The sequence below is a fragment of the Aeromonas sp. 601039 genome (genome assembly GCF_049174415.1).
GTDB lineage: Bacteria > Pseudomonadota > Gammaproteobacteria > Enterobacterales > Aeromonadaceae > Aeromonas > Aeromonas veronii_A.
Genome location: NZ_JAAKTL010000003.1, coordinates 246,195 through 267,678 on the forward strand (window position 1 = coordinate 246,195; position 21,484 = coordinate 267,678).

The 21,484-nt window shown below is 55.2% G+C and carries 16 protein-coding genes and 3 pseudogenes; 9 read left to right on the plus strand and 10 right to left on the minus strand.

Translation table 11 applies throughout. The features are described 5' to 3' along the window. The first annotated feature begins 10 nt into the window (after window positions 1-10). The 6 genes from tig to ppiD all read left to right on the plus strand — a co-directional run bounded on the left by tig (window position 11) and on the right by ppiD (window position 8,449). The gene (tig, locus tag G5195_RS04530; protein ID WP_005345092.1) at window positions 11-1,321 is read left to right on the plus strand and encodes a trigger factor; all 1,311 of its coding nucleotides are present in this window, start codon (window positions 11-13) and stop codon (window positions 1,319-1,321) included. A gap of 86 nt (window positions 1,322-1,407) precedes the next feature. Then, window positions 1,408-2,031 (plus strand): ATP-dependent Clp endopeptidase proteolytic subunit ClpP, encoded by a 624-nt coding sequence (gene clpP, locus G5195_RS04535; protein ID WP_005336979.1) that lies wholly within the window; start codon window positions 1,408-1,410, stop codon window positions 2,029-2,031. 70 nt (window positions 2,032-2,101) lie between these two features. After that, on the plus strand, window positions 2,102-3,376 hold the full coding sequence (gene clpX / locus G5195_RS04540; protein WP_005336977.1) for an ATP-dependent protease ATP-binding subunit ClpX: 1,275 nt from the start codon (window positions 2,102-2,104) through the stop codon (window positions 3,374-3,376). Window positions 3,377-3,517: 141 nt separating this feature from the next. Then, entirely contained in the window at window positions 3,518-5,872 is a 2,355-nt protein-coding gene (gene lon / locus G5195_RS04545) for an endopeptidase La (RefSeq protein WP_319920699.1), read from the plus strand. 240 nt (window positions 5,873-6,112) lie between these two features. Beyond that, a complete protein-coding gene (gene hupB / locus G5195_RS04550; protein WP_005315375.1) occupies window positions 6,113-6,385 on the plus strand; it encodes a nucleoid-associated protein HU-beta in 273 nt (90 codons plus the stop codon). Window positions 6,386-6,535: 150 nt separating this feature from the next. Next, window positions 6,536-8,449 carry a peptidylprolyl isomerase gene (gene ppiD, locus G5195_RS04555; RefSeq protein ID WP_421221560.1) on the plus strand — a complete coding sequence of 638 codons (1,914 nt, stop codon included), beginning with the start codon at window positions 6,536-6,538 and terminating at the stop codon, window positions 8,447-8,449. A 271-nt stretch (window positions 8,450-8,720) separates the two neighbouring features. Here ppiD and G5195_RS04560 read toward each other — a convergent pair whose 3' ends face one another. The 5 genes from G5195_RS04560 to G5195_RS04580 all read right to left on the minus strand — a co-directional run bounded on the left by G5195_RS04560 (window position 8,721) and on the right by G5195_RS04580 (window position 14,963). Continuing rightward, the gene (locus G5195_RS04560; RefSeq protein ID WP_040068106.1) at window positions 8,721-10,313 is read right to left on the minus strand and encodes an ABC-F family ATPase; all 1,593 of its coding nucleotides are present in this window, start codon (window positions 10,311-10,313) and stop codon (window positions 8,721-8,723) included. Between the two features lie 167 nt (window positions 10,314-10,480). Further along, entirely contained in the window at window positions 10,481-12,133 is a 1,653-nt protein-coding gene (locus G5195_RS04565) for a cation acetate symporter (RefSeq protein ID WP_270906045.1), read from the minus strand. After that, complete coding sequence (locus G5195_RS04570; protein ID WP_040068110.1) at window positions 12,130-12,441, minus strand: DUF485 domain-containing protein; 312 nt, start codon at window positions 12,439-12,441, stop codon at window positions 12,130-12,132. Before G5195_RS04570 ends, G5195_RS04565 begins: the two co-directional genes overlap by 4 nt. Window positions 12,442-12,546: 105 nt before the next feature. Next, window positions 12,547-13,173 carry a 3'-5' exonuclease gene (locus tag G5195_RS04575; protein ID WP_268011762.1) on the minus strand — a complete coding sequence of 209 codons (627 nt, stop codon included), beginning with the start codon at window positions 13,171-13,173 and terminating at the stop codon, window positions 12,547-12,549. A gap of 2 nt (window positions 13,174-13,175) precedes the next feature. After that, a complete protein-coding gene (locus G5195_RS04580; RefSeq protein ID WP_201974915.1) occupies window positions 13,176-14,963 on the minus strand; it encodes a putative nucleotidyltransferase substrate binding domain-containing protein in 1,788 nt (595 codons plus the stop codon). 168 nt (window positions 14,964-15,131) lie between these two features. Here G5195_RS04580 and G5195_RS04585 point away from each other — a divergent pair, with 168 nt between their 5' ends. From G5195_RS04585 to G5195_RS04595, 3 genes and pseudogenes are all read left to right on the plus strand, one after another. Then, window positions 15,132-15,938: a crotonase/enoyl-CoA hydratase family protein gene (locus G5195_RS04585; protein WP_421221561.1), complete on the plus strand. Its 807-nt coding sequence runs from the start codon at window positions 15,132-15,134 to the stop codon at window positions 15,936-15,938. Between the two features lie 18 nt (window positions 15,939-15,956). Further along, window positions 15,957-16,484 (plus strand): annotated as a pseudogene (locus G5195_RS04590) (phage portal protein); the annotation flags it as partial. Window positions 16,485-16,542: 58 nt separating this feature from the next. Further along, window positions 16,543-16,803: an ogr/Delta-like zinc finger family protein gene (locus G5195_RS04595; RefSeq protein WP_421221562.1), complete on the plus strand. Its 261-nt coding sequence runs from the start codon at window positions 16,543-16,545 to the stop codon at window positions 16,801-16,803. Here the strand turns inward: G5195_RS04595 and G5195_RS04600 are convergent. From G5195_RS04600 to G5195_RS04620, 5 genes and pseudogenes are all read right to left on the minus strand, one after another. Then, window positions 16,780-16,992 carry a hypothetical protein gene (locus G5195_RS04600; RefSeq protein WP_323904823.1) on the minus strand — a complete coding sequence of 71 codons (213 nt, stop codon included), beginning with the start codon at window positions 16,990-16,992 and terminating at the stop codon, window positions 16,780-16,782. The genes G5195_RS04595 and G5195_RS04600 overlap by 24 nt on opposite strands. A gap of 4 nt (window positions 16,993-16,996) precedes the next feature. Then, window positions 16,997-18,502, minus strand: a pseudogene (locus G5195_RS04605) (HsdM family class I SAM-dependent methyltransferase); the annotation flags it as partial. 22 nt (window positions 18,503-18,524) lie between these two features. Further along, entirely contained in the window at window positions 18,525-19,598 is a 1,074-nt protein-coding gene (locus tag G5195_RS04610; protein ID WP_421235897.1) for an N-6 DNA methylase, read from the minus strand. A gap of 401 nt (window positions 19,599-19,999) precedes the next feature. Continuing rightward, complete coding sequence (locus G5195_RS04615; protein WP_323904799.1) at window positions 20,000-20,170, minus strand: hypothetical protein; 171 nt, start codon at window positions 20,168-20,170, stop codon at window positions 20,000-20,002. Beyond that, window positions 20,167-21,423 (minus strand): annotated as a pseudogene (locus G5195_RS04620) (replication endonuclease); the annotation flags it as partial. The pseudogene G5195_RS04620 and the gene G5195_RS04615, both read right to left, overlap by 4 nt. Between the last annotated feature and the right edge of the window lie 61 nt (window positions 21,424-21,484).

Consider the following 21,484-nt stretch of genomic DNA (forward strand, 5'->3'; position numbering starts at 1 on the left):
AGGTAGAAGAATGCAAGTTTCTGTAGAGACAACCCAGGGTCTGGAACGCCGTCTTACCATCACTGTACCGGCCGCTACCGTAGACGCCGCTGTGCGTAAAGAATTGAATGGCCTGGCCAAAACTCGTCGCATCGACGGTTTCCGTCCTGGCAAGGCTCCGGTTGCCATCATCAAGAAGATGTTCGGCGCCATGGCTCACGCCCGCGTTGCTGATGAAATGATGCAGAGCAACTTCATCAAAGCCATCATCGAAAACAAACTGAGCCCGGCCGGTGCCCCGACCATGGATCCGAAAGAGATCAAAGAAGGTCAGGATTTCGAATTCACCGCCACTTTCGAAGTGTATCCGGAGTTCGAAGTTGCAGGTCTCGAGACCATCAAGGTCGAGAAGCCGGTTGCGACCGTGAAGGACGAAGATCTGGCCAACATGATCGACACCCTGCGCAAGCAGCACGCTACCTGGGCTGATGCCGATGTTGCCGCTGCCAATGGCATGCGTGTGACCATGGACTTCGTCGGTTCCATCGACGGTGAAGAGTTCGACGGCGGCAAAGCTGAAGGCTTCAACCTGGTGCTGGGCGCTGGCCGCATGATCCCGGGCTTCGAAGACGCCATCCTGGGCAAGAAAGCGGGCGACGAGTTCACCATCGAAGTGACCTTCCCGGCTGATTACCACGCTGAAAACCTGAAAGGCAAAGAAGCCAAGTTCGCTTCCAAGCTGATCAAGGTTGAAGAGCAGATCCTGCCTGAGCTGACCGAAGAGTTCGTGAAGCGTTTCGGTATCGAAAGCGGTTCTGTTGAAGAGCTGAAAGCCGAAGTGCGCAAGAACATGGAGCGCGAACTGGCTCAAGCCCTGAAAAACAGCGTTAAAGAGCAGGTTCTGAACGGTCTGGTTGAAGCCAACCAAATCGACCTGCCGAAAGCTGCCGTTGCTCAAGAGATCGACGCACTGCGTCAGCAGGCGCTGCAGCGTTTCGGTGGCTTCCAGGGCGGCAACGCTCCCGAGCTGCCTGCTGAACTGTTCCAGGCTCAAGCCGAGCGTCGTGTACGCGTAGGCCTGCTGCTGGGTGACGTGATCCGCACCAACGAGATCAAGGCTGACGATGCTCGTGTAAACAGCATCATCGAGTCCATGGCGACTGCCTACGAAGATCCGAAGGAAGTGATCGAGTACTACCAGAAGAACGAACAGATGCTGAACGGCGTTCGTAACCTGGCAGTAGAAGATCAAGCCATCGACCTGATCCTGTCCAAAGCGCAAGTGACCGAAAAAGAAGTTGCCTTTGACGAAGTGATCAACAAGTCTGGCGCCGCTGCCTAAGAACATTTGACTTAAGGTCAAGACTGTTAAGTATAATGGCTCGTGTGATCTCCACTCGGGCCATTTTATTTTAGGGACAATGCCTTATGTACAAGAACTATAACGATATGACCGATTCTCCCAGCAATGCGCTGGTCCCCATCGTGGTCGAACAGACTGCCAAGGGTGAACGTTCCTACGATATTTACTCCCGTCTGCTGAAAGAGCGGGTGATCTTCCTGACTGGTCAGGTTGAAGATCACATGGCCAATCTGGTGGTGGCTCAGCTGCTGTTCCTCGAATCCGAGAATCCGGACAAGGACATCTATATCTACATCAACTCGCCGGGTGGTTCGGTGACTGCGGGCATGTCCATCTATGACACCATGCAGTTCATCAAGCCGGATGTCAGCACTGTGTGCATGGGGCAGGCTTGCTCCATGGGTGCCTTCCTGCTGGCCGGTGGCGCCAAGGGCAAGCGTTTCTGCCTGCCTAACGCCCGCGTGATGATCCACCAGCCGCTGGGTGGCTTCCAGGGGCAGGCATCTGATATCCAGATCCATGCCCAGGAGATCCTGAAGATTAAAAATACCCTGAACGAGCGCCTGGCGTTCCACACCGGTCAGGACATGGCTACCATCGAGCGTGACACCGATCGTGACAACTTCATGTCCGCCGAGCAGGCCGTGGCCTATGGTCTGGTAGACGGTGTCCTGAGCCAGCGTAGCTGAGCAGGGTGTCCCGGTCTGTTGTAAACTCAACAGGCCGATCCATCCTCTATTGATAAAACGAGGTTGCTGAATGACAGAGAAACGCAAGGGTGAGGGTGATAAGCTGCTCTACTGCTCTTTTTGCGGCAAAAGCCAGCATGAAGTGCGCAAGCTGATCGCTGGCCCTTCCGTCTACATATGTGATGAGTGCGTCGAGCTGTGCAACGACATCATCCGCGAAGAGATCCGTGAGATCTCTCCCAAGCGCGATGGTAACGAGCTGCCGACCCCTCATCAGATCCGCGCTCATCTCGATGACTATGTGATCGGGCAGGAGTACGCCAAGAAGGTGTTGGCTGTAGCCGTCTACAACCACTACAAGCGTCTGCGCAACAGCGGCGAAAACAGTGGTGTTGAGCTCGGCAAATCCAACATCCTGTTGATTGGCCCGACCGGTAGCGGTAAAACCCTGCTGGCCGAGACGCTTGCTCGTCTGCTGGATGTGCCGTTCACCATGGCCGATGCGACCACCCTGACCGAAGCCGGTTATGTGGGCGAGGACGTGGAGAACATCATCCAGAAGCTGCTGCAAAAGTGCGACTACGACGTAGAAAAGGCTCAGCGTGGCATCGTCTACATCGACGAGATCGACAAGATCTCCCGCAAGTCGGACAACCCCTCCATCACCCGCGATGTCTCCGGGGAAGGGGTACAGCAGGCACTGCTCAAGCTGATCGAAGGGACCATCGCTTCCGTGCCGCCGCAAGGTGGTCGCAAGCATCCGCAGCAGGAGTTCTTGCAGGTTGATACCTCCAAGATCCTCTTCATCTGTGGCGGTGCCTTTGCCGGTCTGGACAAGGTGATCGAGCAGCGTTCCGTGAAGGGAACCGGTATCGGTTTTGGCGCCGAGGTGAAATCCAAGGATGCCAAGGCCACCCTGAGCGAGACCTTCGCCAAGGTAGAGCCGGAAGATCTGATCAAGTATGGTCTCATCCCCGAGTTCATCGGCCGTCTGCCGGTGGTCGCGACCCTGACCGAGCTGGACGAATCCGCGCTTATCCAGATCCTGAAAGAGCCGAAAAACGCGCTGACCAAACAGTACGCGGCGTTGTTCGATCTGGAAGGGGTTGAGCTGGAGTTCCGTGACGATGCGCTCAACGCCATTGCCCGCAAGGCGATGGAGCGTAAAACCGGTGCTCGTGGTCTGCGTTCCATCGTGGAAGCCGTGCTGCTGGATACCATGTATGACCTGCCTTCTCTGGAAGGGGTCAGCAAGGTGGTGATCGACGAGACCGTGATCAAAGGGGACTCCGCGCCCTTGATGATTTACGAAAATCCCGAAACCCAGGCTGCTGCATCAGAGTAAATGTCTGATTTTTAATCAAATGGAAGGGGCTTTTTGCCCCTTTCATGCTTTTTACGGTTTCGGCGATTGAATCTCATCTCTGCGCCCCCATATACTCAGCCAAGCGCTTTGCCAACGGTATAACAAGCCGAGAGGACATATATGAACCTAGAGCGTTCAGAACGCATCGAGATTCCCGTCCTGCCTCTTCGTGACGTGGTGGTTTATCCCCACATGGTCATTCCACTCTTTGTGGGGCGGGAAAAATCCATTCGCTGTCTGGAAGCGGCCATGGAGCAGGACAAGAAAGTTCTGCTGGTGGCCCAGAAGGATGCGTCAACCGATGAGCCGACTGTGGAGGAGATCTTCACCGTCGGGACAGTGGCCAATATTCTGCAGATGCTCAAGCTGCCGGACGGCACCGTCAAGGTGCTGGTAGAGGGTGGGCAGCGTGCCCGCCTGGAGCGGATGATCGACGACAAGGATTTCTTTGTCTGCGAGGCCCAGTACATCCCCTCCCAAGCCATTGAGGAGAAGGATCAGGAAGTACTGGTTCGCTCCGCCATCGGCCAGTTTGAAGGCTATATCAAGCTCAACAAGAAGATCCCGCCCGAGGTACTGACCTCGATCTCGGCGATCGACGATGCTGCGCGTCTGGCTGACACCATGGCGGCCCACATGCCGCTCAAGCTGGAAGACAAGCAGAAGGTGCTGGAGATCGTCTCGGTTTCCGAGCGCATCGAATTCCTGATGGCGATGATGGAGTCGGAAATTGACCTGCTGCAGGTCGAGAAGCGCATCCGTACTCGCGTCAAGAAGCAGATGGAAAAGAGTCAGCGCGAGTATTACCTCAACGAGCAGATGAAGGCCATCCAGAAAGAGCTGGGTGAGCTGGAAGATAGCCCGGATGAGTTTGAAGCCCTCAATCGCAAGATTGAAGAGGCTGGCATGCCGGAAGATGCCCGTGAAAAGGCCCAGGCCGAGCTTGCCAAGCTGAAGATGATGTCTCCCATGTCCGCCGAGGCTACCGTGGTTCGCAGCTATGTGGACTGGATGGTGCAGGTGCCGTGGAAGGCGCGATCCAAGGTCAAGAAAGATCTTGGCAAGGCGCAAGAGGTGCTGGATGCCGATCACTATGGCCTCGAGAAGGTCAAGGATCGCATCCTCGAATATCTGGCGGTACAGGCACGGGTTAACAAGCTCAAGGGCCCTATCCTCTGTCTGGTTGGGCCTCCCGGTGTGGGCAAGACCTCGTTGGGCCAATCCATCGCCAAGGCGACAGGCCGCAAATATGTGCGGATGGCCTTGGGTGGGGTGCGTGACGAAGCGGAGATCCGTGGTCACCGCCGTACCTATATCGGTTCCATGCCCGGCAAACTCATCCAGAAGATGGCGAAAGTCGGTGTGAAGAATCCGCTGTTCCTGCTCGACGAGATCGACAAGATGAGCTCGGACATGCGCGGCGATCCCGCCTCTGCCTTGCTGGAAGTGCTTGATCCGGAACAGAACAACAGCTTCAACGATCACTATCTGGAAGTGGATTATGACCTGTCTGACGTCATGTTCGTGGCCACCTCCAACTCCATGAACATCCCGGGTCCGTTGCTGGATCGGATGGAGGTGATCCGTCTCTCCGGTTACACCGAAGATGAGAAGCTCAACATTGCCAAGCAGCATCTGGTTGCCAAGCAGATCCAGCGCAACGGTCTGAAAGAGTCCGAGATCACCATCGAGGATTCTGCCTTGGTCGGGGTGATCCGTTACTACACCCGCGAGGCGGGGGTTCGTGGTCTGGAGCGCGAGATCTCCAAGATTTGTCGCAAAGCGGTCAAGCGCATCCTGCTGGACAAGAGCATCAAGCATGTTCAGGTCAATCAGGCCAACCTCAAGGAGTTCCTCGGGGTACAGCGTTTCGATTACGGCAAAGCCACCGACCAGAACCAGATTGGTCAGGTATGTGGTCTGGCGTGGACCGAAGTGGGGGGCGATCTGCTTACCATCGAGACCACCAACATGCCGGGCAAAGGCAAGCTCACTTATACCGGTTCTCTCGGTGAAGTGATGCAGGAGTCCATTCAGGCGGCCATGACGGTGGTGCGTACCCGTGCCGAGAAGTTGCGGATCAATGCCGACTTCTACGAGAAGCGCGATATCCACGTGCACGTACCGGAAGGGGCCACCCCCAAAGATGGTCCGAGCGCCGGTATCGCCATGTGTACTGCCCTGGTCTCCAGCTTGACCGGTAATCCGGTTCGTGCTGATGTGGCGATGACAGGGGAGATCACCTTGCGCGGCGAAGTGCTGCCCATCGGCGGTCTCAAGGAGAAGTTGCTGGCAGCCCATCGTGGCGGCATCAAGCGAGTGCTTATTCCGAAAGAGAACGAGCGTGACCTTGAGGAGATCCCGGCAAACGTCAAACAAGACCTTGAAATTTATCCGGTTCGCTGGATTGACGAGGTGCTGGAATTGGCGTTGCAGGACAATCCGCAGGGGTTTGAGCGCGTTTCTGTCGTGTAAATGTTGATGCGCCGCAAATTTGGCGCATTCGACGGGTGGTTAAGGCTTGCATGCGCCCGATAACGGAAGTAGCCTTGACCACCGATCGGGTACTCGTGATGAGTCGCAATGCGTTGTGTGGCGCGGGTTTGCGCCAGATTGTCACTTGCAACTGATCAGGAGGCTTGCTATAAAACCTCCACTTGTTGTGGCCAGGGAAATCAGCGCCGCAGCGGTGTTCGATAAAAGGGGAATATAAGAGTGAATAAATCTCAACTGATTGACAAGATTGCAGACGGTGCCGATATCTCCAAAGCTGCCGCTGGCCGTGCGTTGGATGCCTTCATTGATGCTGTTGGTGAAGCGCTGAAAGAGGGTGACCAGGTTGCTCTGGTTGGTTTCGGTACTTTCGCTGTACGCGAGCGTGCTGCCCGTTCAGGCCGTAACCCGCAGACGGGCGCGACCATCGAAATCGCTGCTGGTAAAGTTCCTGCCTTCAAAGCCGGTAAGGCCCTGAAAGACGCTGTTAACTAAGTCGGTCGCTGATATCCGTCGGCTACCGTCCTTGGTCGCAGACCAGACAAGTTAGAGAGTCTTCTCTCATACTGATTGACCAAGGCGCATCGCAATCGGTGCGCCTTTTTATTGTTTACGCCCATCGAGTTCGGGAGCATAAGTACAAACATGATGTTGGATAAACTACGCGAAGGGGCGCAGGGCAAGGTAGCCAAGGTTATCTTGGGCCTGATCATCCTCTCCTTTGCCTTGGCTGGTGTAGGTAGTTACCTGAACGGCCCGGCCCGTACCGCCCCCGCCACTGTCAACGGCACAGAAATCAGTGCAACCGCACTGGAAAATGCCTACCGCAACGAGCGCGCCCGCATGGAATCCCAGATGGGAGAGGCATTCAGCCAGCTGGCAGCGAACCCCGATTACATGAAACAGTTCCGTCGCGGTGTGCTGGATAGGCTGATCGATCAGGCGCTGCTGGATAGCAAGGCCCGTGAACTGGGTCTGCGTATCAGTGACGAACAGATCAAGCAAGCCATCGTGGCCATGCCGGAGTTTGCCGAGAACGGCAAGTTCAACAATGACCGCTATCTGCAACTGATCCGTCGTGCCGGCATGACTCCCGAAATGTTCCGTGACTCCCTGCGTCAGGACATGGTGCGTCAACAGTTGATGAGCGCCCTGCTGGGCACCGAATTCTCCCTCAAGGGCGAAGCGGAGCAGCTCGACAAGCTCTATAACCAGACTCGCGATCTGCGTCTGGTACGTCTGGCTGCCGCCAACTACATGGCTGACGTTCAGGTCTCCGACAACGAGCTGGAGCAGTACTACAAGACCAATGGCGCCCGTTTCATGAACGACGAGCAAGTCAAGGTTGACTATCTGCTGCTGGACGCTGCCAACCTCGCCAAGGATATCAAGGTCACCGAGCAGGATGCCCAGGATTACTACGATCAGCACCAGGATCTGTTCCAGCGTGCCGAGCGTCGCCACGTGGCTCACATCCTGATCCCGTTTGGCAAGGATGAGAAAGCGGCCGAGCAGAAAGCAGAAGCCGTGCTGGCCAAAGCCAAGGCGGGTGATGATTTCGCTGCGCTGGCCAAGGCTGACTCTTCTGATACCTTCTCTGCCAAAAAAGGCGGTGAGCTGGACTGGTTCGAGAAAGGGGTGATGGATCCGGCCTTCGAGAAAGCCGCGTTCGCCCTGAACAAGGCTGGCGATCTCTCCGGCGTGGTGAAGAGCCCGTTCGGTTTCCACATCATCAAGCTGCTGGGGGTTGAAGCAGCCCAGACCAAGCCGTTTGCCGATGTGAAAGAAGAGACCATCACTCGTCTGCAAGCTGACAAGGCCAAGGAGAAATTCTTCGCCGAGCAGCAGAAGATGGCTGACAACAGCTTCGAAAACCCGGACTCGCTGGATCTGACCGCTGATGCCATGGGGATGAAGGTCCAATATTCCGATTTCTTCACCCAGGCGACTGCTCCGGCTCCGCTTAACGATCCCAAGGTGCTCTCCGTGGCGTTCTCCGAACAGCTGCGCGATGACAACACCAACTCCGACGTGATCGAGCTGGCTGACGGCAAGGCGCTGGTGCTGCACATCACTGGTCACAAGCCCAAAGCGGTCAAGCCGCTGGCCGAGGTGAAAGAGCAGGTGATTGCCGCCATCAAGCATGACAAGGCCAGCGAAGTGGCCCGTGGCAAGGCCCAGGGCCTGCTGGACAAGCTGAAGGTCGGTGAGAGCATCACCGCTGATCTGACTGCACTCGGTCTGAAAGTGGAGACCCACAAAGGGGTTGCCCGCTTCGATCGCGAGCTGGATCAGAACCTGATTGCCCAGGCGTTCACACTGCCCCATCCGATCGACGGCAAGCCGAGCGTGGCTCTGGTTGCCGAGACCAATGGTGACCGCGTTGTAGTTGCGCTGGACAAGGTCAACGTCCCTGCCGCCGCATCCGGTATGGCTGCCATGCTGCAAGCTCAGCTGGGTCAGGGCAAAGCTCAGGTGGATTACAAGTCGCTGATCGACGAGTTGCGCAAAGCAGCCAAGATCGAGTACTTCACCAGTGTGGAAGCGACCGTCGAGTAATCGGCACTGCGCAATCCATTGAAAACGGCTCCTTGATGGAGCCGTTTTTTTATCTGTGGGAAAAGAGGGGATACTCAAGCTCTGCTCTCTGCTCTCTGCTCTCTGCTCTCTGCTCTCTGCTCTCTGCTCTCTGCTCTCTGCTCTCTGCTCTCTGCTCTGTGGCGTGTAGTCACACCGCGGCTATACGCCATCTCAGTCGTCTAAATACGGGATATAAAAAAACCGGCACCTGAGAGCCGGTCTTTCATTGCGAACTTGTGCAGGAGCGGGGTTATACCACGCCCTGGGTGCGCAGGTAATCCTCGTAGGTGCCGCCGAAGTCGCGGATACCATCTTCAGTCAGTTCCAGGATACGGGTCGCCAGGGAGGAGACGAACTCGCGGTCGTGGGAGACGAAGATCAGGGTCCCTTGGTAGAGCTCCAGTGCCATGTTCAAGGATTCGATGGATTCCATGTCCAGGTGGTTAGTCGGCTCATCCATGATCAGGATATTGGGGCGCTGCATCATCAGCTTGCCGAACAGCATGCGACCCTGTTCACCACCGGAGAGCACCTTGACCGGCTTCTTGATGTCGTCCTGGGAGAAAAGCAGACGGCCCAGTATGGAGCGTACCGCCTGCTCGTCTTCGTTCTCCTGTTTCCACTGGGCCATCCAGTCGAACACGTTGAGATCAGTGTCGAAGTCTTCGGCGTGATCCTGAGCGTAGTAACCGATCTGGGCGTTCTCGGACCACTTGATGGTGCCGGTATCCGGAGCCAGTGCACCGACAAGGGTCTTGATGAGGGTAGACTTACCGATACCGTTGGTACCCAGAATGGCGACCTTTTCGCCCACTTCCATCATCATGTTGAGGCCCTTGAACAGGGGACCGTCGCCATACCCCTTGGATACACCTTCCACTTCCAGGATGTTGCGATAGAGCTTTTTGTCCTGCTCGAAGCGGATGAAGGGGTTCTGGCGGCTGGAGACCTTGACGTCCTCAATCTTGATCTTGTCGATCTGCTTGAGACGGGAGGTCGCCTGACGAGACTTGGAGGCGTTGGCGCTGAAACGGGAGACGAAGGATTGCAGATCGGCGATCTGGGCCTTCTTCTTGGCGTTGTCGGCCAGCAGACGCTCGCGCGCCTGGGTGGCGGCCAGCATGTAGTCGTCGTAGTTGCCCGGATAGACGCGCAGCTCGCCGTAGTCCAGATCCGCCATGTGGGTACAGACGGAGTTCAGGAAGTGACGGTCGTGAGAGATGATGATCATGGTGCTTTCACGTTCGTTGAGCACCTGCTCCAGCCAGCGAATGGTGTTGATATCCAGGTTGTTGGTCGGCTCGTCCAGCAGCAGGATGTCAGGGTTGGAGAAGAGGGCCTGTGCCAGCAGCACCCGCAGTTTCCAGCCAGGGGCCACTTCGCTCATCGGGCCGTTGTGCTGCTCGAGCGGAATGCCGACACCCAGCAGCAGCTCGCCTGCGCGTGCTTCGGCGGTGTAGCCGTCATATTCGGCGACCAGACCTTCCAGCTCGGCGGCCTTCATATAGTCTTCGTCGGTGGCTTCGAGGTTGGCGTAGATGGCATCGCGCTCGGCGATGGCTGCCCACAACTCGGTGTGGCCCATCATGACTACGTCCAGTACGCGCATATCTTCGTAGGCGAACTGATCCTGACGCAGCTTACCGATGCGCTCGTTGACGTCCAGGCTCACATTACCGCCAGTGGGCTCCAGATCACCACCGAGGATCTTCATAAAGGTGGACTTGCCACAGCCGTTGGCGCCGATAAGGCCATAGCGGTTGCCGCCGCCAAACTTGACGTTGATGTTCTCAAACAGCGGCTTGGCGCCGAACTGCATGGTGATATTGTTGCTGCTTAACAAGGTATGTGTCCCGATTGGTCTGTCAAATGGCGCGCATTATGGCACAGATCCCCCGAAAGTTTTAGCGAGAAGTGTGATCTTGATCGGGGCAAGCGGGGCATGCAGCCGATTGATGGGCAATAAAAAAAGCCGGCGCGAAGCCGGCTTGGAAGGATGAATTTGAACTGTTAGTGGGAGGTAGCGCCAGAGGCCCCCAGCCCGGTTTGGGAGCGAACGAACTGCGGCAGGAACTTGGCATGCTCGTCGGCGGCGTTCTGGGAGCTGTCGGTGATGGAGAAGAACCAGATCCCGATGAAGGCCAAACCCATGGAGAAGAGGGCCGGGTATTCGTAGGGGAAGATGGCCTGGGCATGGCCCAGCACTTTCACCCACACGGTCGGGCCCAGGACCATCAGGGTTACTGCGCTCGCCAGTCCCAGCCAGCCACCGTAGACGGCGCCACGGGTGGTCAGGCGTGACCAGAACATGGAGAGGAACAGCACCGGGAAGTTGCAGCTGGCGGCGATTGAGAAAGCCAGACCCACCATGAAGGCGATGTTCTGCTTCTCGAACAGGATCCCCAGACCAATGGCAACTACGCCCAGCACCAGAGTCGTCATCTTGGAGACACGCAGTTCATCGGTCTCGTTAGCCTTGCCCTTCTTCAACACGCTGGCATAGAGGTCATGGGAGACCGCAGAGGCACCGGCCAGGGTCAATCCGGCGACTACCGCCAGAATGGTGGCAAATGCCACGGCAGAGATGAAGCCGAGGAACAGACTTCCACCCACTGCATCAGCCAGGTGGACGGCTGCCATGTTGGTGCCGCCCAGCAGGGCGCCGGTGGCATCCTTGAAGGCCGGATTGGTGCTGACCAGCAGGATGGCGCCAAAACCGATGATGAAGGTGAGAATGTAGAAGTAACCGATAAAGCCAGTGGCGTAGAACACCGATTTACGCGCCTCTTTGGCATCGCTCACAGTGAAGAAGCGCATCAGGATGTGGGGCAGGCCGGCGGTACCGAACATCAATGCCAGACCGAGCGAGATGGCGGAGATGGGGTCGGAGACCAGCCCGCCCGGGCTCATGATGGCGGAGCCTTTCTCGTGCACTTTGACCGCTTCGCTAAACAGGGCGCCGATGTCGAAGTTGACTGACTTCATCACCATGATGGCCATAAAGCTAGCACCGGAGAGCAGCATCACTGCCTTGATGATCTGCACCCAGGTTGTGGCCAGCATGCCGCCAAACAGCACGTAGAGCACCATCAGGATACCGACCAGCACCACGGCCACATGGTATTGCAGGCCAAACAGCAGCTCGATCAGTTTGCCGGCACCGACCATCTGGGCGATCAGATAGAGGGCGACCACCACCAGCGAACCACAGGCGGAGAGGGTACGCACTTCAGTCTGCTTGAGACGATAGGAGGCGACATCGGCAAAGGTATATTTGCCGAGGTTGCGCAGCCGTTCGGCGATCAGGAACAGAATGATGGGCCAGCCCACCAGAAAACCTATGGAGTAAATCAGGCCATCGTAGCCGGAGGTGTAGACCAGCGCGGAGATCCCGAGGAAGGAGGCGGCGGACATATAGTCACCGGCGATGGCCAGACCGTTCTGGAAGCCGGTGATACGGCCACCGGCCGCATAGTAGTCGGAAGCCGAGCGGTTGCGCTTGGAGGCCCAGTAGGTGATGAACAGGGTAGCGGCCACAAACACCAGAAACATCACGATGGCGGCGACATTAAGGGGCTGACGCTCCACGGCGCCAGAGATTGCATCGGCCGCCAGCAGGGGAGAGGAGGCCAGTGAGGTCAACAGCAGCAACTTGCCTTTCATGATTGCACCCCTTTGAGGATCTTCTGGTTCAGTTCATCAAACTCGCCGTTGGCGCGAAAGACATAGACGCCGGTCAACACGAAGGAGGAGAGGATCAATCCTACCCCGACAGGAATGCCGCGAGTAATGGTCGACCCTTCGCTCAAGGGGGTGCCCAGCCAACCGGGGGCAAAGGCGATGAGCAGAATAAACGCCAGGTAGAGTCCCAGCATCAGAGCCGAGAGGGCCCAGGCAAAACGCTGGCGCTTGGCGACCAGCTCCTGGAAGTTGGGATCTTGCTGGATCCTCAGATAGCTTTGCTGTTCCATTGCAGTTCTCCATGACATGAGTGTCAGCGGTGGATGGGGTAACCCCGACGAGCAGGTAATCTGCTCATGTAAGCAAAATGTGAATTAAATGTTATTTCTCGACAATTAGACTTTGGGATAAGTGAGCGGCGAGCCGCAGGTCAGGCGCAGGTAGATGAGCGCGGCCGTGGTGGCATCGGCAAGGGCATCGTGGGCGGGCAGGGATGGCAGTTCAAGGTGGCTACAGATGGCACTCAAGTGGAGGTCAATGGCCGCATCGGGATAGCGGCGATAGAGGTGGTCGTGATAGAGCTGGCTCACCTCGATCCCTCGCTGGGGCAGGGTCAATCCCCACAATTTCTGGCAGGCGAGATTGAGAATGCGCAGGTCGTAGGCGATGTGATAGCCCACCAGTTCACGGGGGCCGATAAAGTGAAGCAGCAGGCGCAGCGCGGCTTCCAGCTCCATCCCCTGTTGCAGATCCTGATGGCGCAGACCGTGGATCACCACAGATTGGCTGGTCAGGCTGGCCGGTGGCTGTACCTTGATGGCTAGGGCCTCGCCGGTCAGCAGCCGGTTACCCTGAATGCGCACCGCCCCGATGGAGACGATCTCGGCCTGCTCGGGATCGAGACTGGTGGTCTCGAAATCGAGGGCGATCCGTTCATCTTCCGGTGGGGTGGCAAAGAGCGGCGCGAACTCGCCCGTGCGGAACGTGCGGCCATACCAGTAGCGTCGAACGCGGCTCAACATGGCTATTGTCTCAGACGAAAGTGCAATGTGAGCCACTGCTGGAACTTCTTCACCTGATGTAGCGCCTGGCGCAGCAGATCCCGCTCACTGTGGCTAAGCTCGCTTGTCTGCACCCGACTATTGCCCCCCTTGAGCTGGCTGCGCAGCCTCAGCCGGATAAAGAGCCGAAACGCCTCTGCCAGATTGCTGCCATAGTCGGTACTGAGCCGCTCGGCGGCCACCAGCGCATCGATGCGTCCCAGGGTCGAGGTCTCCAGAATGCCTGCCTCAATGGCCAGCATGCGGATACCGTGCACCAGCGGGAACAAGCCGCCCCGCTTCAGATCCAGCCCTTCCGGTGGCTGCTCCAGCCGGCCAAACAGGGTGAGGGGGGCATGAAAGGCCACTGCCGGTCGCACCATCTCCGCCAGCAGGTCCCGTCTGTCCGCCAACTGCTCGCGCAGCGCTCTGGCAACCGGCAGATGGAGCTGTCGATCCCCCGCGATGGGGTGAGCATCGGCCAGGGTGGCGAGCCAGAGTAGCTCATCCTCTTTTGCCGTGGTGCAGGCGCTGGCAATGGCGCTTTGCCACTCGCTGCCTGTTTTTACCCAGGCCGGATTGTTCACCATCACCTGCCCGGGGCACAGCGGGTAGCCGAGGCGCTCCAGCAGGGCGCTGAATTCGGCCAGATCGGCTGCCTGGGTGGGCCATGCCAGCCCCTCTGGCAGGATCAGGGCGTTGTCCTGATCGGTTTTGAGGATCTGTTCGCCGCGCCCCTCCGAGCCCAGCATCAGCAGGCAGACCTTATCCTGCACCTCGGGGGGGATCACCAGCGCAAAGGCTTTGGCGATCAGCTGTTCGTTGATGGTGGCGATGAGCTTCATCAAAAAGGCGGTGTGGATCCCCTGTGCAAACAGCGAGCGGGTCAATTGCTGCTGCTCGCGGGCCACCGCCTCCAGTGCCGGCAGGCTGTCGGCGCGGGCAATGCGCAGGGTCAGTACGTGGGAGTGGGTCGAGAAGAGCCCCAGCACCTGAGTCAGTTGCAAGATGCCCGCCACTTCGTTGCCACGCCACACCACCAGTCGCTTGATGCGATGGCGGGTCATCAGCAGCAGGGCATCAAACAGATAGCTCTCCAGCGGCAGACCAATCAGCGGCGTGGGGGTCAGCACCGAGAGGGGGGCCGTCAGCGGCAATCCCTTGAGGGTCAGGGCGTGGAGCAAGGTCTTGCGGGTTGCCAGCGTGAGGGAGCCGTCGTGGGCCGGGTAGAGCAGGCAATCGGTCCCCTTGCTCACCATGGCTTCGGTCGCCGCGAGCAGTGACAGCTTGCTGTCGACGATAAGCGGTGCCTGCAGGTGGCCGGGTTCGATGCGGGTCAGGATAAATTCAGCCAGATTCTTCTGACCCAGTTGTTCGCGTTGCTCCTGCTGGCGCTGGCGCTCGGCCAGATTGGCGGTGAAGTAGCTGGCAAACTGCGGATCCTGCTCACAGAGCGCCAGAAAGGTGTGGCGAGGAATGAGTTGGCAGAGGCTATCTTCCAGTGCGGTGAAGCGGTGGCGGCAGCGACCATCAAACTGGGCGCGCACATCGAACAGGTCATCAACCCCGTAATCACCAAACTGGTGGTGAGGGGCCGACTCTTCCACCGCCCCCTTGATGATGAGATAGAGGCCGGGAGGCTCGTCCCCCTCCTTGAGCAGCAGATCCCCGGCCCGAAAATAGCAGAGCGAGAGGTGACGGGAGAGCCGCTCGCGCGCCTCCTCGCCCAGTCGGTCGAACGGTGGTCTGGCAAAATTGAACAGGGTTGACATGACAGCGTCCTCTGCTGGCTTGCGGCACTCATGCAGCTCCCAGTGTGACAAAGGGAGGGGGAGGCGACCAGCCGACTTTAGTCTCAGCTGTACCGGATGATAACACTCTGATAACGTAGTGGTATGACCAGTGAGTCAGTTTCAGGGATCAAGGAGAGGACAAGGGAGATGGAAAAACCAAGGATCAAGTGCGAGATCCACGACGGGATTGCCGAAGTGATGCTGACGCGGGGGGATAAACTCAATGCGCTGGACCGCGCCATGTTCAGCGCCATCGATGAGACGCTGACGCAACTCGCCCGGCACAAGGGGCTGCGGGCGGTGATCCTGCACGGCGAGGGGCGGGCCTTCTGCGCTGGGCTGGATGTGAAATCCATGCTGAGACAGCCGGTGGCGGCGCTCGATATTCTCAAGCGTGAAGCGGACGAGGCGACCAATCTGGCCCAGCGGGTTGCCTATGGTTGGCACCAGCTGCCGGTGCCGGTGATTGCGGTGACCCAGGGAGTCTGTTTTGGCGGTGGCTTGCAGATTGCGCTCGGCGCCGATTTTCGCTTCAGCACCCCCGATTGCCGCTTCTCGGTGATGGAGATCAAGTGGGGCATCATTCCCGACATGAGCGGCAGCGTCACCATGCGCAACCTGATGGGGCTGGATACCGCTATGGAGCTTGCCATGAGCGGGCGCGAGCTGGATGCCGTCGAGGCCAAATCCCTCGGGATGGTGAGCCGGGTCTGCGCCGATCCGCTGGTGGAGGCGCGGGAGTTTGCCCGCACCCTCACCACCAAGTCGCCCGATGCCCTGGCGGGGATCAAGCAGCTCTACAGCCAGGCCTGGGCCCGCAGCGATGAGGCGATGCTGAAGGAAGAGACTCGCTTGCAAAAGCAGATCCTGGGACGACCCAATCAGTGGCGTGCCACCCTTAACAGCCTGTTTCGCTGGCGGCTGCCCTTCGGACCGCGCCGCAATCCGCTCTGACTGCGAGCTGCACGAGCGATCTACGGTATGCCCGACTACTTGGGTGGCCTGCAGTCGGCACTGCTTAATCAGGATGCCACCTTGTTTCGGCGTAAATACTTCCTCAACGGCGCCCACATGGGCTTCATCTTCTACGCCACCGACCCGAACATGGACGACGACACCGAGGAGGAGATGAAGGAGATGATCGCCAGTAGCAAGGGGGTGGGGAACTTCCGCTCCATGTTCGTGAACATCCCGGACGGCAAGCCCGATGGCATCAAGCTTATTCCGGTGGGGGATATCGCCACCAAGGACGAGTTCGCGGCCATCAAGGGGATCACCGCTCAGGATGTACTGACCAGCCACCGCTTTCCGGCGGCGCTGGCCGGCATCATTCCGACCAATGGCGGGGGAGGGCTCGGGGATCCCGAGAAGTACGATGCCACCTATGCCCGCAACGAGGTGCTGCCGCTGTGCGAGTTTATCCAGGATGCCATCAACAGCGCGGGACTCCCTCGCTCCCTGCGGGTCGATTTTCGGGAGAATATCGGTTCAACTGTGTAAACAAACAGTGTTTGCCATGGCAAGATAGGCCGTTGATTTCGATAGAAAAGGGGGCGTAATGCGGGTTTATTGCAAAGTGTGTGGCCAGCGGGGCCGCATTACCAAGACCAACCGACTGAGCGATGATGTCTCGGAGCTCTACTGCCAGTGCACCGATGCAGAGTGTGGCCACAGCTGGGTGGCCACACTCTCGTTTAGTCATACTTTGAGCCCATCTTCCCGTACCGCCAGTCAGCTGGTGCTAAATCTTGTTAGCGCACTGAGTCCAGAAGGAAGACAGGTTGTGCTGAAAGGATTAGGAGAAGGAGTTTTCTATTAAACCACTATATTCCTCAAGTTTTTTTATTCTAGACAGACCTTCTAGTTGTTTTTTTACTTGAAGAGATATTTTCCGCCGCCCACTTTGCCAGTCTTTCACAGCTTGGTAGGTAACGCCAAGAGATTCAGCTAGCTCGGTAGGAGAAAGCATCAGATATTCTCTGGTTTTAATAAACTCATCAGGAGTCATATGCCTACTCAAAATCCAGCGGCTCCAACCCAAATATTGGCGAATTGATTATTGGAGTCCTATCTCTTACTGTCCCAATACTTTCCCATAGAGAGAAAATTTTTGAATATGCATCAAGCCACTCATTGACAGTTTTGTTTACAGTGTCAATCTCTTGTTTAGATTCGTTGCGAATTATAACATTTGATATATGTTCATTTGTTAGCTTGCCGTAACTTGTTCCTCCTGACTCAGTCCAAAATTGGATGCGGCTTTCCTCAGATCTAAGTTTTTGGAATACCCACCCTAAAGGAAACTGCTCTTTTAACTGTTCCTTTATTCTAACTACAGCGATGCCATCGGGTGTTCCAATAATATTTGGGCCATCATCAAGACATATGCCTATATTTCTCCTCTCAGGACGAACTAGTCCAATAATTATATCGTGTTTTCGTATCCTGAAAGCATTCTTGGATTTTTTCTCCATGACTTCCCAGCCCTTTTGTGGAAATTGAGGGCTAACTATGCCTTCGATTGCGCGAATATCAGTCCCTTCAACTAATCTAAATTCCTCACTGACATATTCAGATAGGTCTATTGTATCAGTGACAATTTCAGCAATGTCACCTAGGCGGACAGGATTTCCGCTAGATACAATCTTCTTATTTATTAGAGCCTTGGGAGTTAATCTTCTTGGCTTTAAATCTAAACTCGGATGGTTAATTACATCTGAAATTTTCGCACCTTGCCAGCTAGAATCAACTATAGGCTGTAAATCAACCTTCTGATCCCACTTAAACTTATTTGTAAACTTGGTAAAACGCTCTCGAATGCCCTCAAAATCTGAGTCAATAACTGGCTTGTTATCATAATCTCTTAATTCCAGTCCTGTGTCAGAATCTCGCTTCACTATATTAGTGAAGCCTTTACCAAGCTTGTAGCCTACTTTCTTTACTATTTCACTATGAATTGGATAATCCATTTCCATTGCCATTTTAAGCTCTTGTGGAGTGAGTTTTTGGGCAACTAATATATTGGATCTTAAGTCCGCATCTGATTTAGTAAATATTCTTCTTGGTAATTCTACAAGAGATATAATTCTAAGGTTATCAAGTAACCATTTCCTAACATATCCATAAGAGGAAGTGCATAGATAACCTTCAGGTAAAATAATTGCTAATCTACCGCCATATGGTAGCATTTTAACACAGCGCTCAATAAACAGTATTCCTAGTTGTTGTGAATCTCTAACATCCTCTGTTTTTATCCAGGAGCCATCATCAAGCTTGCTCCAAATATGGCCAAGATCATAGTTTAAAAGAGTAGAGGTTCTTTTTTCTACGCTTTGAGCTCCGAATGGAGGGTTACAAAGAGCTACATCAATTTGGTTCTTCCATAGTTCATGATGCTCTATAGTATCTATATTTTTTAAATTGCTTTGCCCATCCTTGTGTAAAATCATATTAATGATTGCAAGGTCATATGCCTTAGGATCAACATCAGCACCATAAATTCGTTGAACTATATCATCATCTCCTTGACTTGTGCGGTATTCAAGGGCTGATGATTAAAAAATCAGCAGTTCCCATGGCAGGATCACAAATTGAATCATTTGGTCCAATGTTTGCCATGTGAACCATTGTTTTTATTAGGCTTTGTGGCGTGAAAAACTGATCTAAGTTTTTCTTAAAAACAGATGGAACAAAGGACATAAAAACTTGTTGCATAGCTTCGCTGGATGCATCTGTGAATCTAATTCCTTGAATTAACTTAATGCACTCTCTAAGTGTCCTTTCCTCTAGCTCTGATACTTTAAATGGATGAAAAAGAGTTTTTGCTTTACTATATCTTCTAGCTGATGCTTGATAAATTTTTTCTATGCGGTCATTAAATCCAGAATCTGAACCTTTTAATACTTGAAGTGACAACTCTTGCTTCGGTGATGATTTTGCTTCTCTCTCATCACAATATCTTGCAAGTATAAGCTTTACAGTCTCTTTATAACGAAGTTGCTCATCATTAACACCATGTGAGCGCATTATATTTGCTACTTTAAGTAGTATTGAAACAAGATTTTCAGCAGGACTTAAATTATTCCATGTGATTGGTTTTACTTTATATTTTTGATTGAAGCTAGGGAGGTTCTCCAGAGAGTCCTCTGATATATCTATGTACTTTTCACCATTTTTTTCTTTCAACTCTTTAACTAAAAGAGTTCTTGATATGTCATCCCAATAAACACCAATAACATCCATGTTAGGCAACTGCATCATTGCTGGCTTGAGTTGATGGTTTACGCCACTATTTTTCTTGGATGATTCCCTTTTGATTTCAGCGACAAGAATTATTTTTTTTAACTTCTGCTCCATAGAGTCTGCGGATATATTTCCTACGGGGCAATTATAAACAATAACATCAGCGCGAAGTTTATTACGCCCTGATTCCCCAAGGTTTTTAATGACAACAGTTTCAACTTCAATATGCTTTTTATCATATCCTCTATTCAGCAAGAATTTGATAAAATCAATCCTATGGGCTTCTTCTGATATTGTAAGGCCATCTTTTGCAAGTTTGGCAATAGAAAGTGGGCCTCTTAATGGACATGTAAGTAATGTGGTCTCTTGCATATTAAATAACCATAGAGTGAATGCAGAACGAAGATGGTAGCCTTGCTACCGTTTCAAGTAAAGAGATATGGCTTTTGGGTAGGGCGCTGGGTCTTTTTTGTTCGTTTTTCTTATGTATCTTTGTTTAGTTGTTAGTTAGGATTTGGAATTTGTCCGGGGTGAACATGTAATTTAATTTTTTACTGCTCCCAGATTGGTTCTGTCCATGATACTGCTCGGCGAATCCATAGGGGGCTACCTGTGTTGGTGCATCGAATGGTGCCGTTCTGGTCTATGGTCCCAGGTGGGGGGGCTGTCTACAATATGACGGCAGCCAACTGGGCGGCAATTTGCTTTGTACATCTGTAAGGTGGGAATGTTCACACTGGTCTGATACGGGGTCGTCTCCTCGGAGACGATAACTACCTTTGCCAGCTGCGCAGGATAGCGCAGACCACGGACTGCTGTTTTCCCTTGAGCATCCCCACCCACTGGCTGATCTCGTTGGCTGGCCAGCGCTGCTGGAGAATGCAAGTCACCCGATTATCCAGGCGGCGGTACTCTTTGCGGCTGACGGGCTGTTTGTTGTTCATACCCACTCCTCGCTGTAGTCGTCCTGTTCCTGCATCCATTCCGGCACGTCCAGCCCCTCCAATACCCGCCACATCTCTGACTGATAGGGCTGCGGCAGCATATCGATCCAGCGATGCGTCTCGGCGTGGCCTTGTGCTTGGTACACGTTGCCACACAGCTCGACCAACATCGGCCAGTCCTCATTCCCCTCTGGTACCGCGTATTCATCCAGCTGGCTCTGTTCTGCGGGCGGCTGGCCATCGAGTCCCCAATCCGGCTCGCTTGGTATCGCTCGGCTCGACTGCACCTGCCTGTTCTCCAGCCAGAGGGTGAAACCGTCCGCGCTGACACTGGCTCCAGCCCGTAATCTGTCAATGGAGAAGGGTGATAAGCCCCACTGTTCCCTCATGATCTGGTCTGCGAAGGCATCAGGATCCGGTAGCGTACAGTTATTGTCAGAGCTCCAAGGTGCCGGGCTGTCGCCCGTCTTAACCCCAACCCCCCTCGCTGCTGCCTCGGCGGCTTTCCTGGCTTCATGTGTACCGGCAGGCACAATTTCCCACCCTTGCAGGCGGGTCTTGATGCCAAGGCGAGCGGAGGTGATGCCCATCCGGCGCTTGATATCTTCGCCATAGCAGTTGGCCTGCTCCTCGATAAGGTGGGCCAGCTTGATGGGGTGTTCGGCGCGGGTCGCCAGTGCACCGCCCATGGCGTGCAGGTAGCAGCGAAAGATGCCGTTATCTGCGGCAAAGCGGGCGGCCTCAAAGCGTGGGTCTTGTCGCGCTGGCTTGGGTGGGCCAACCAGTTCGGCATGCTTCTTGGCGTTGCTGATGCGGCGCAGCTCGCGCCATACCCCGACCGGGGCGCCCCCGATCTGCTGAAAGGTGCGAATGCCCCACCAACTGGCCCAGGCGACGGCATGCAGGGCGCCCTCATCGGCGGCGGTGCCAGCCTCTTCGTCATCGTCCAGGTAGGCGCCGTCGATGTTCTTGGCAATGTATTTGGCGATATAGCCTGCGGCATCCCCCTTGGCCGGATCAATCTCTTTCCAGTCAAAGCGGGGTGTGAAGTCGGTAAAGGGTGGGGCGCCCTTGATATCCCGTACCAGCTCTTCGTGATCATCGGTCAGGGCATAGCGTTGCAGGATGCCGATCACCCGGTTGCGATCTTCCGGGCGCATAAATAGCAGCAGGTGCCAGTGCGGGGTACCGTCGTGGTGAGCCTCGCACACGCGAAATCCATAAACGGGGGCGTTCCACCGTTTGAGGGCGGCCACTTGATATTTCATCAGAAGATGACATATGCCCACTTTGCACCGGATTATCTGAATGATG

Coding starts and splice junctions, on each gene's coding strand:
- G5195_RS04570 (WP_040068110.1), bottom strand. CDS start 12,441: ATGGAACAGCAAAGCTATCTGAGGATCCAGCAAGATCCCAACTTCCAG.
- G5195_RS04565 (WP_270906045.1), bottom strand. CDS start 12,133: ATGAAAGGCAAGTTGCTGCTGTTGACCTCACTGGCCTCCTCTCCCCTG.
- clpX (WP_005336977.1), top strand. CDS start 2,102: ATGACAGAGAAACGCAAGGGTGAGGGTGATAAGCTGCTCTACTGCTCT.
- G5195_RS04585 (WP_421221561.1), top strand. CDS start 15,132: ATGGAAAAACCAAGGATCAAGTGCGAGATCCACGACGGGATTGCCGAA.
- G5195_RS04600 (WP_323904823.1), bottom strand. CDS start 16,992: ATGACTCCTGATGAGTTTATTAAAACCAGAGAATATCTGATGCTTTCT.
- G5195_RS04615 (WP_323904799.1), bottom strand. CDS start 20,170: ATGAACAACAAACAGCCCGTCAGCCGCAAAGAGTACCGCCGCCTGGAT.
- lon (WP_319920699.1), top strand. CDS start 3,518: ATGAACCTAGAGCGTTCAGAACGCATCGAGATTCCCGTCCTGCCTCTT.
- G5195_RS04580 (WP_201974915.1), bottom strand. CDS start 14,963: ATGTCAACCCTGTTCAATTTTGCCAGACCACCGTTCGACCGACTGGGC.
- G5195_RS04595 (WP_421221562.1), top strand. CDS start 16,543: ATGCGGGTTTATTGCAAAGTGTGTGGCCAGCGGGGCCGCATTACCAAG.
- clpP (WP_005336979.1), top strand. CDS start 1,408: ATGTACAAGAACTATAACGATATGACCGATTCTCCCAGCAATGCGCTG.
- tig (WP_005345092.1), top strand. CDS start 11: ATGCAAGTTTCTGTAGAGACAACCCAGGGTCTGGAACGCCGTCTTACC.
- ppiD (WP_421221560.1), top strand. CDS start 6,536: ATGATGTTGGATAAACTACGCGAAGGGGCGCAGGGCAAGGTAGCCAAG.
- G5195_RS04575 (WP_268011762.1), bottom strand. CDS start 13,173: ATGTTGAGCCGCGTTCGACGCTACTGGTATGGCCGCACGTTCCGCACG.
- G5195_RS04610 (WP_421235897.1), bottom strand. CDS start 19,598: ATGCAAGAGACCACATTACTTACATGTCCATTAAGAGGCCCACTTTCT.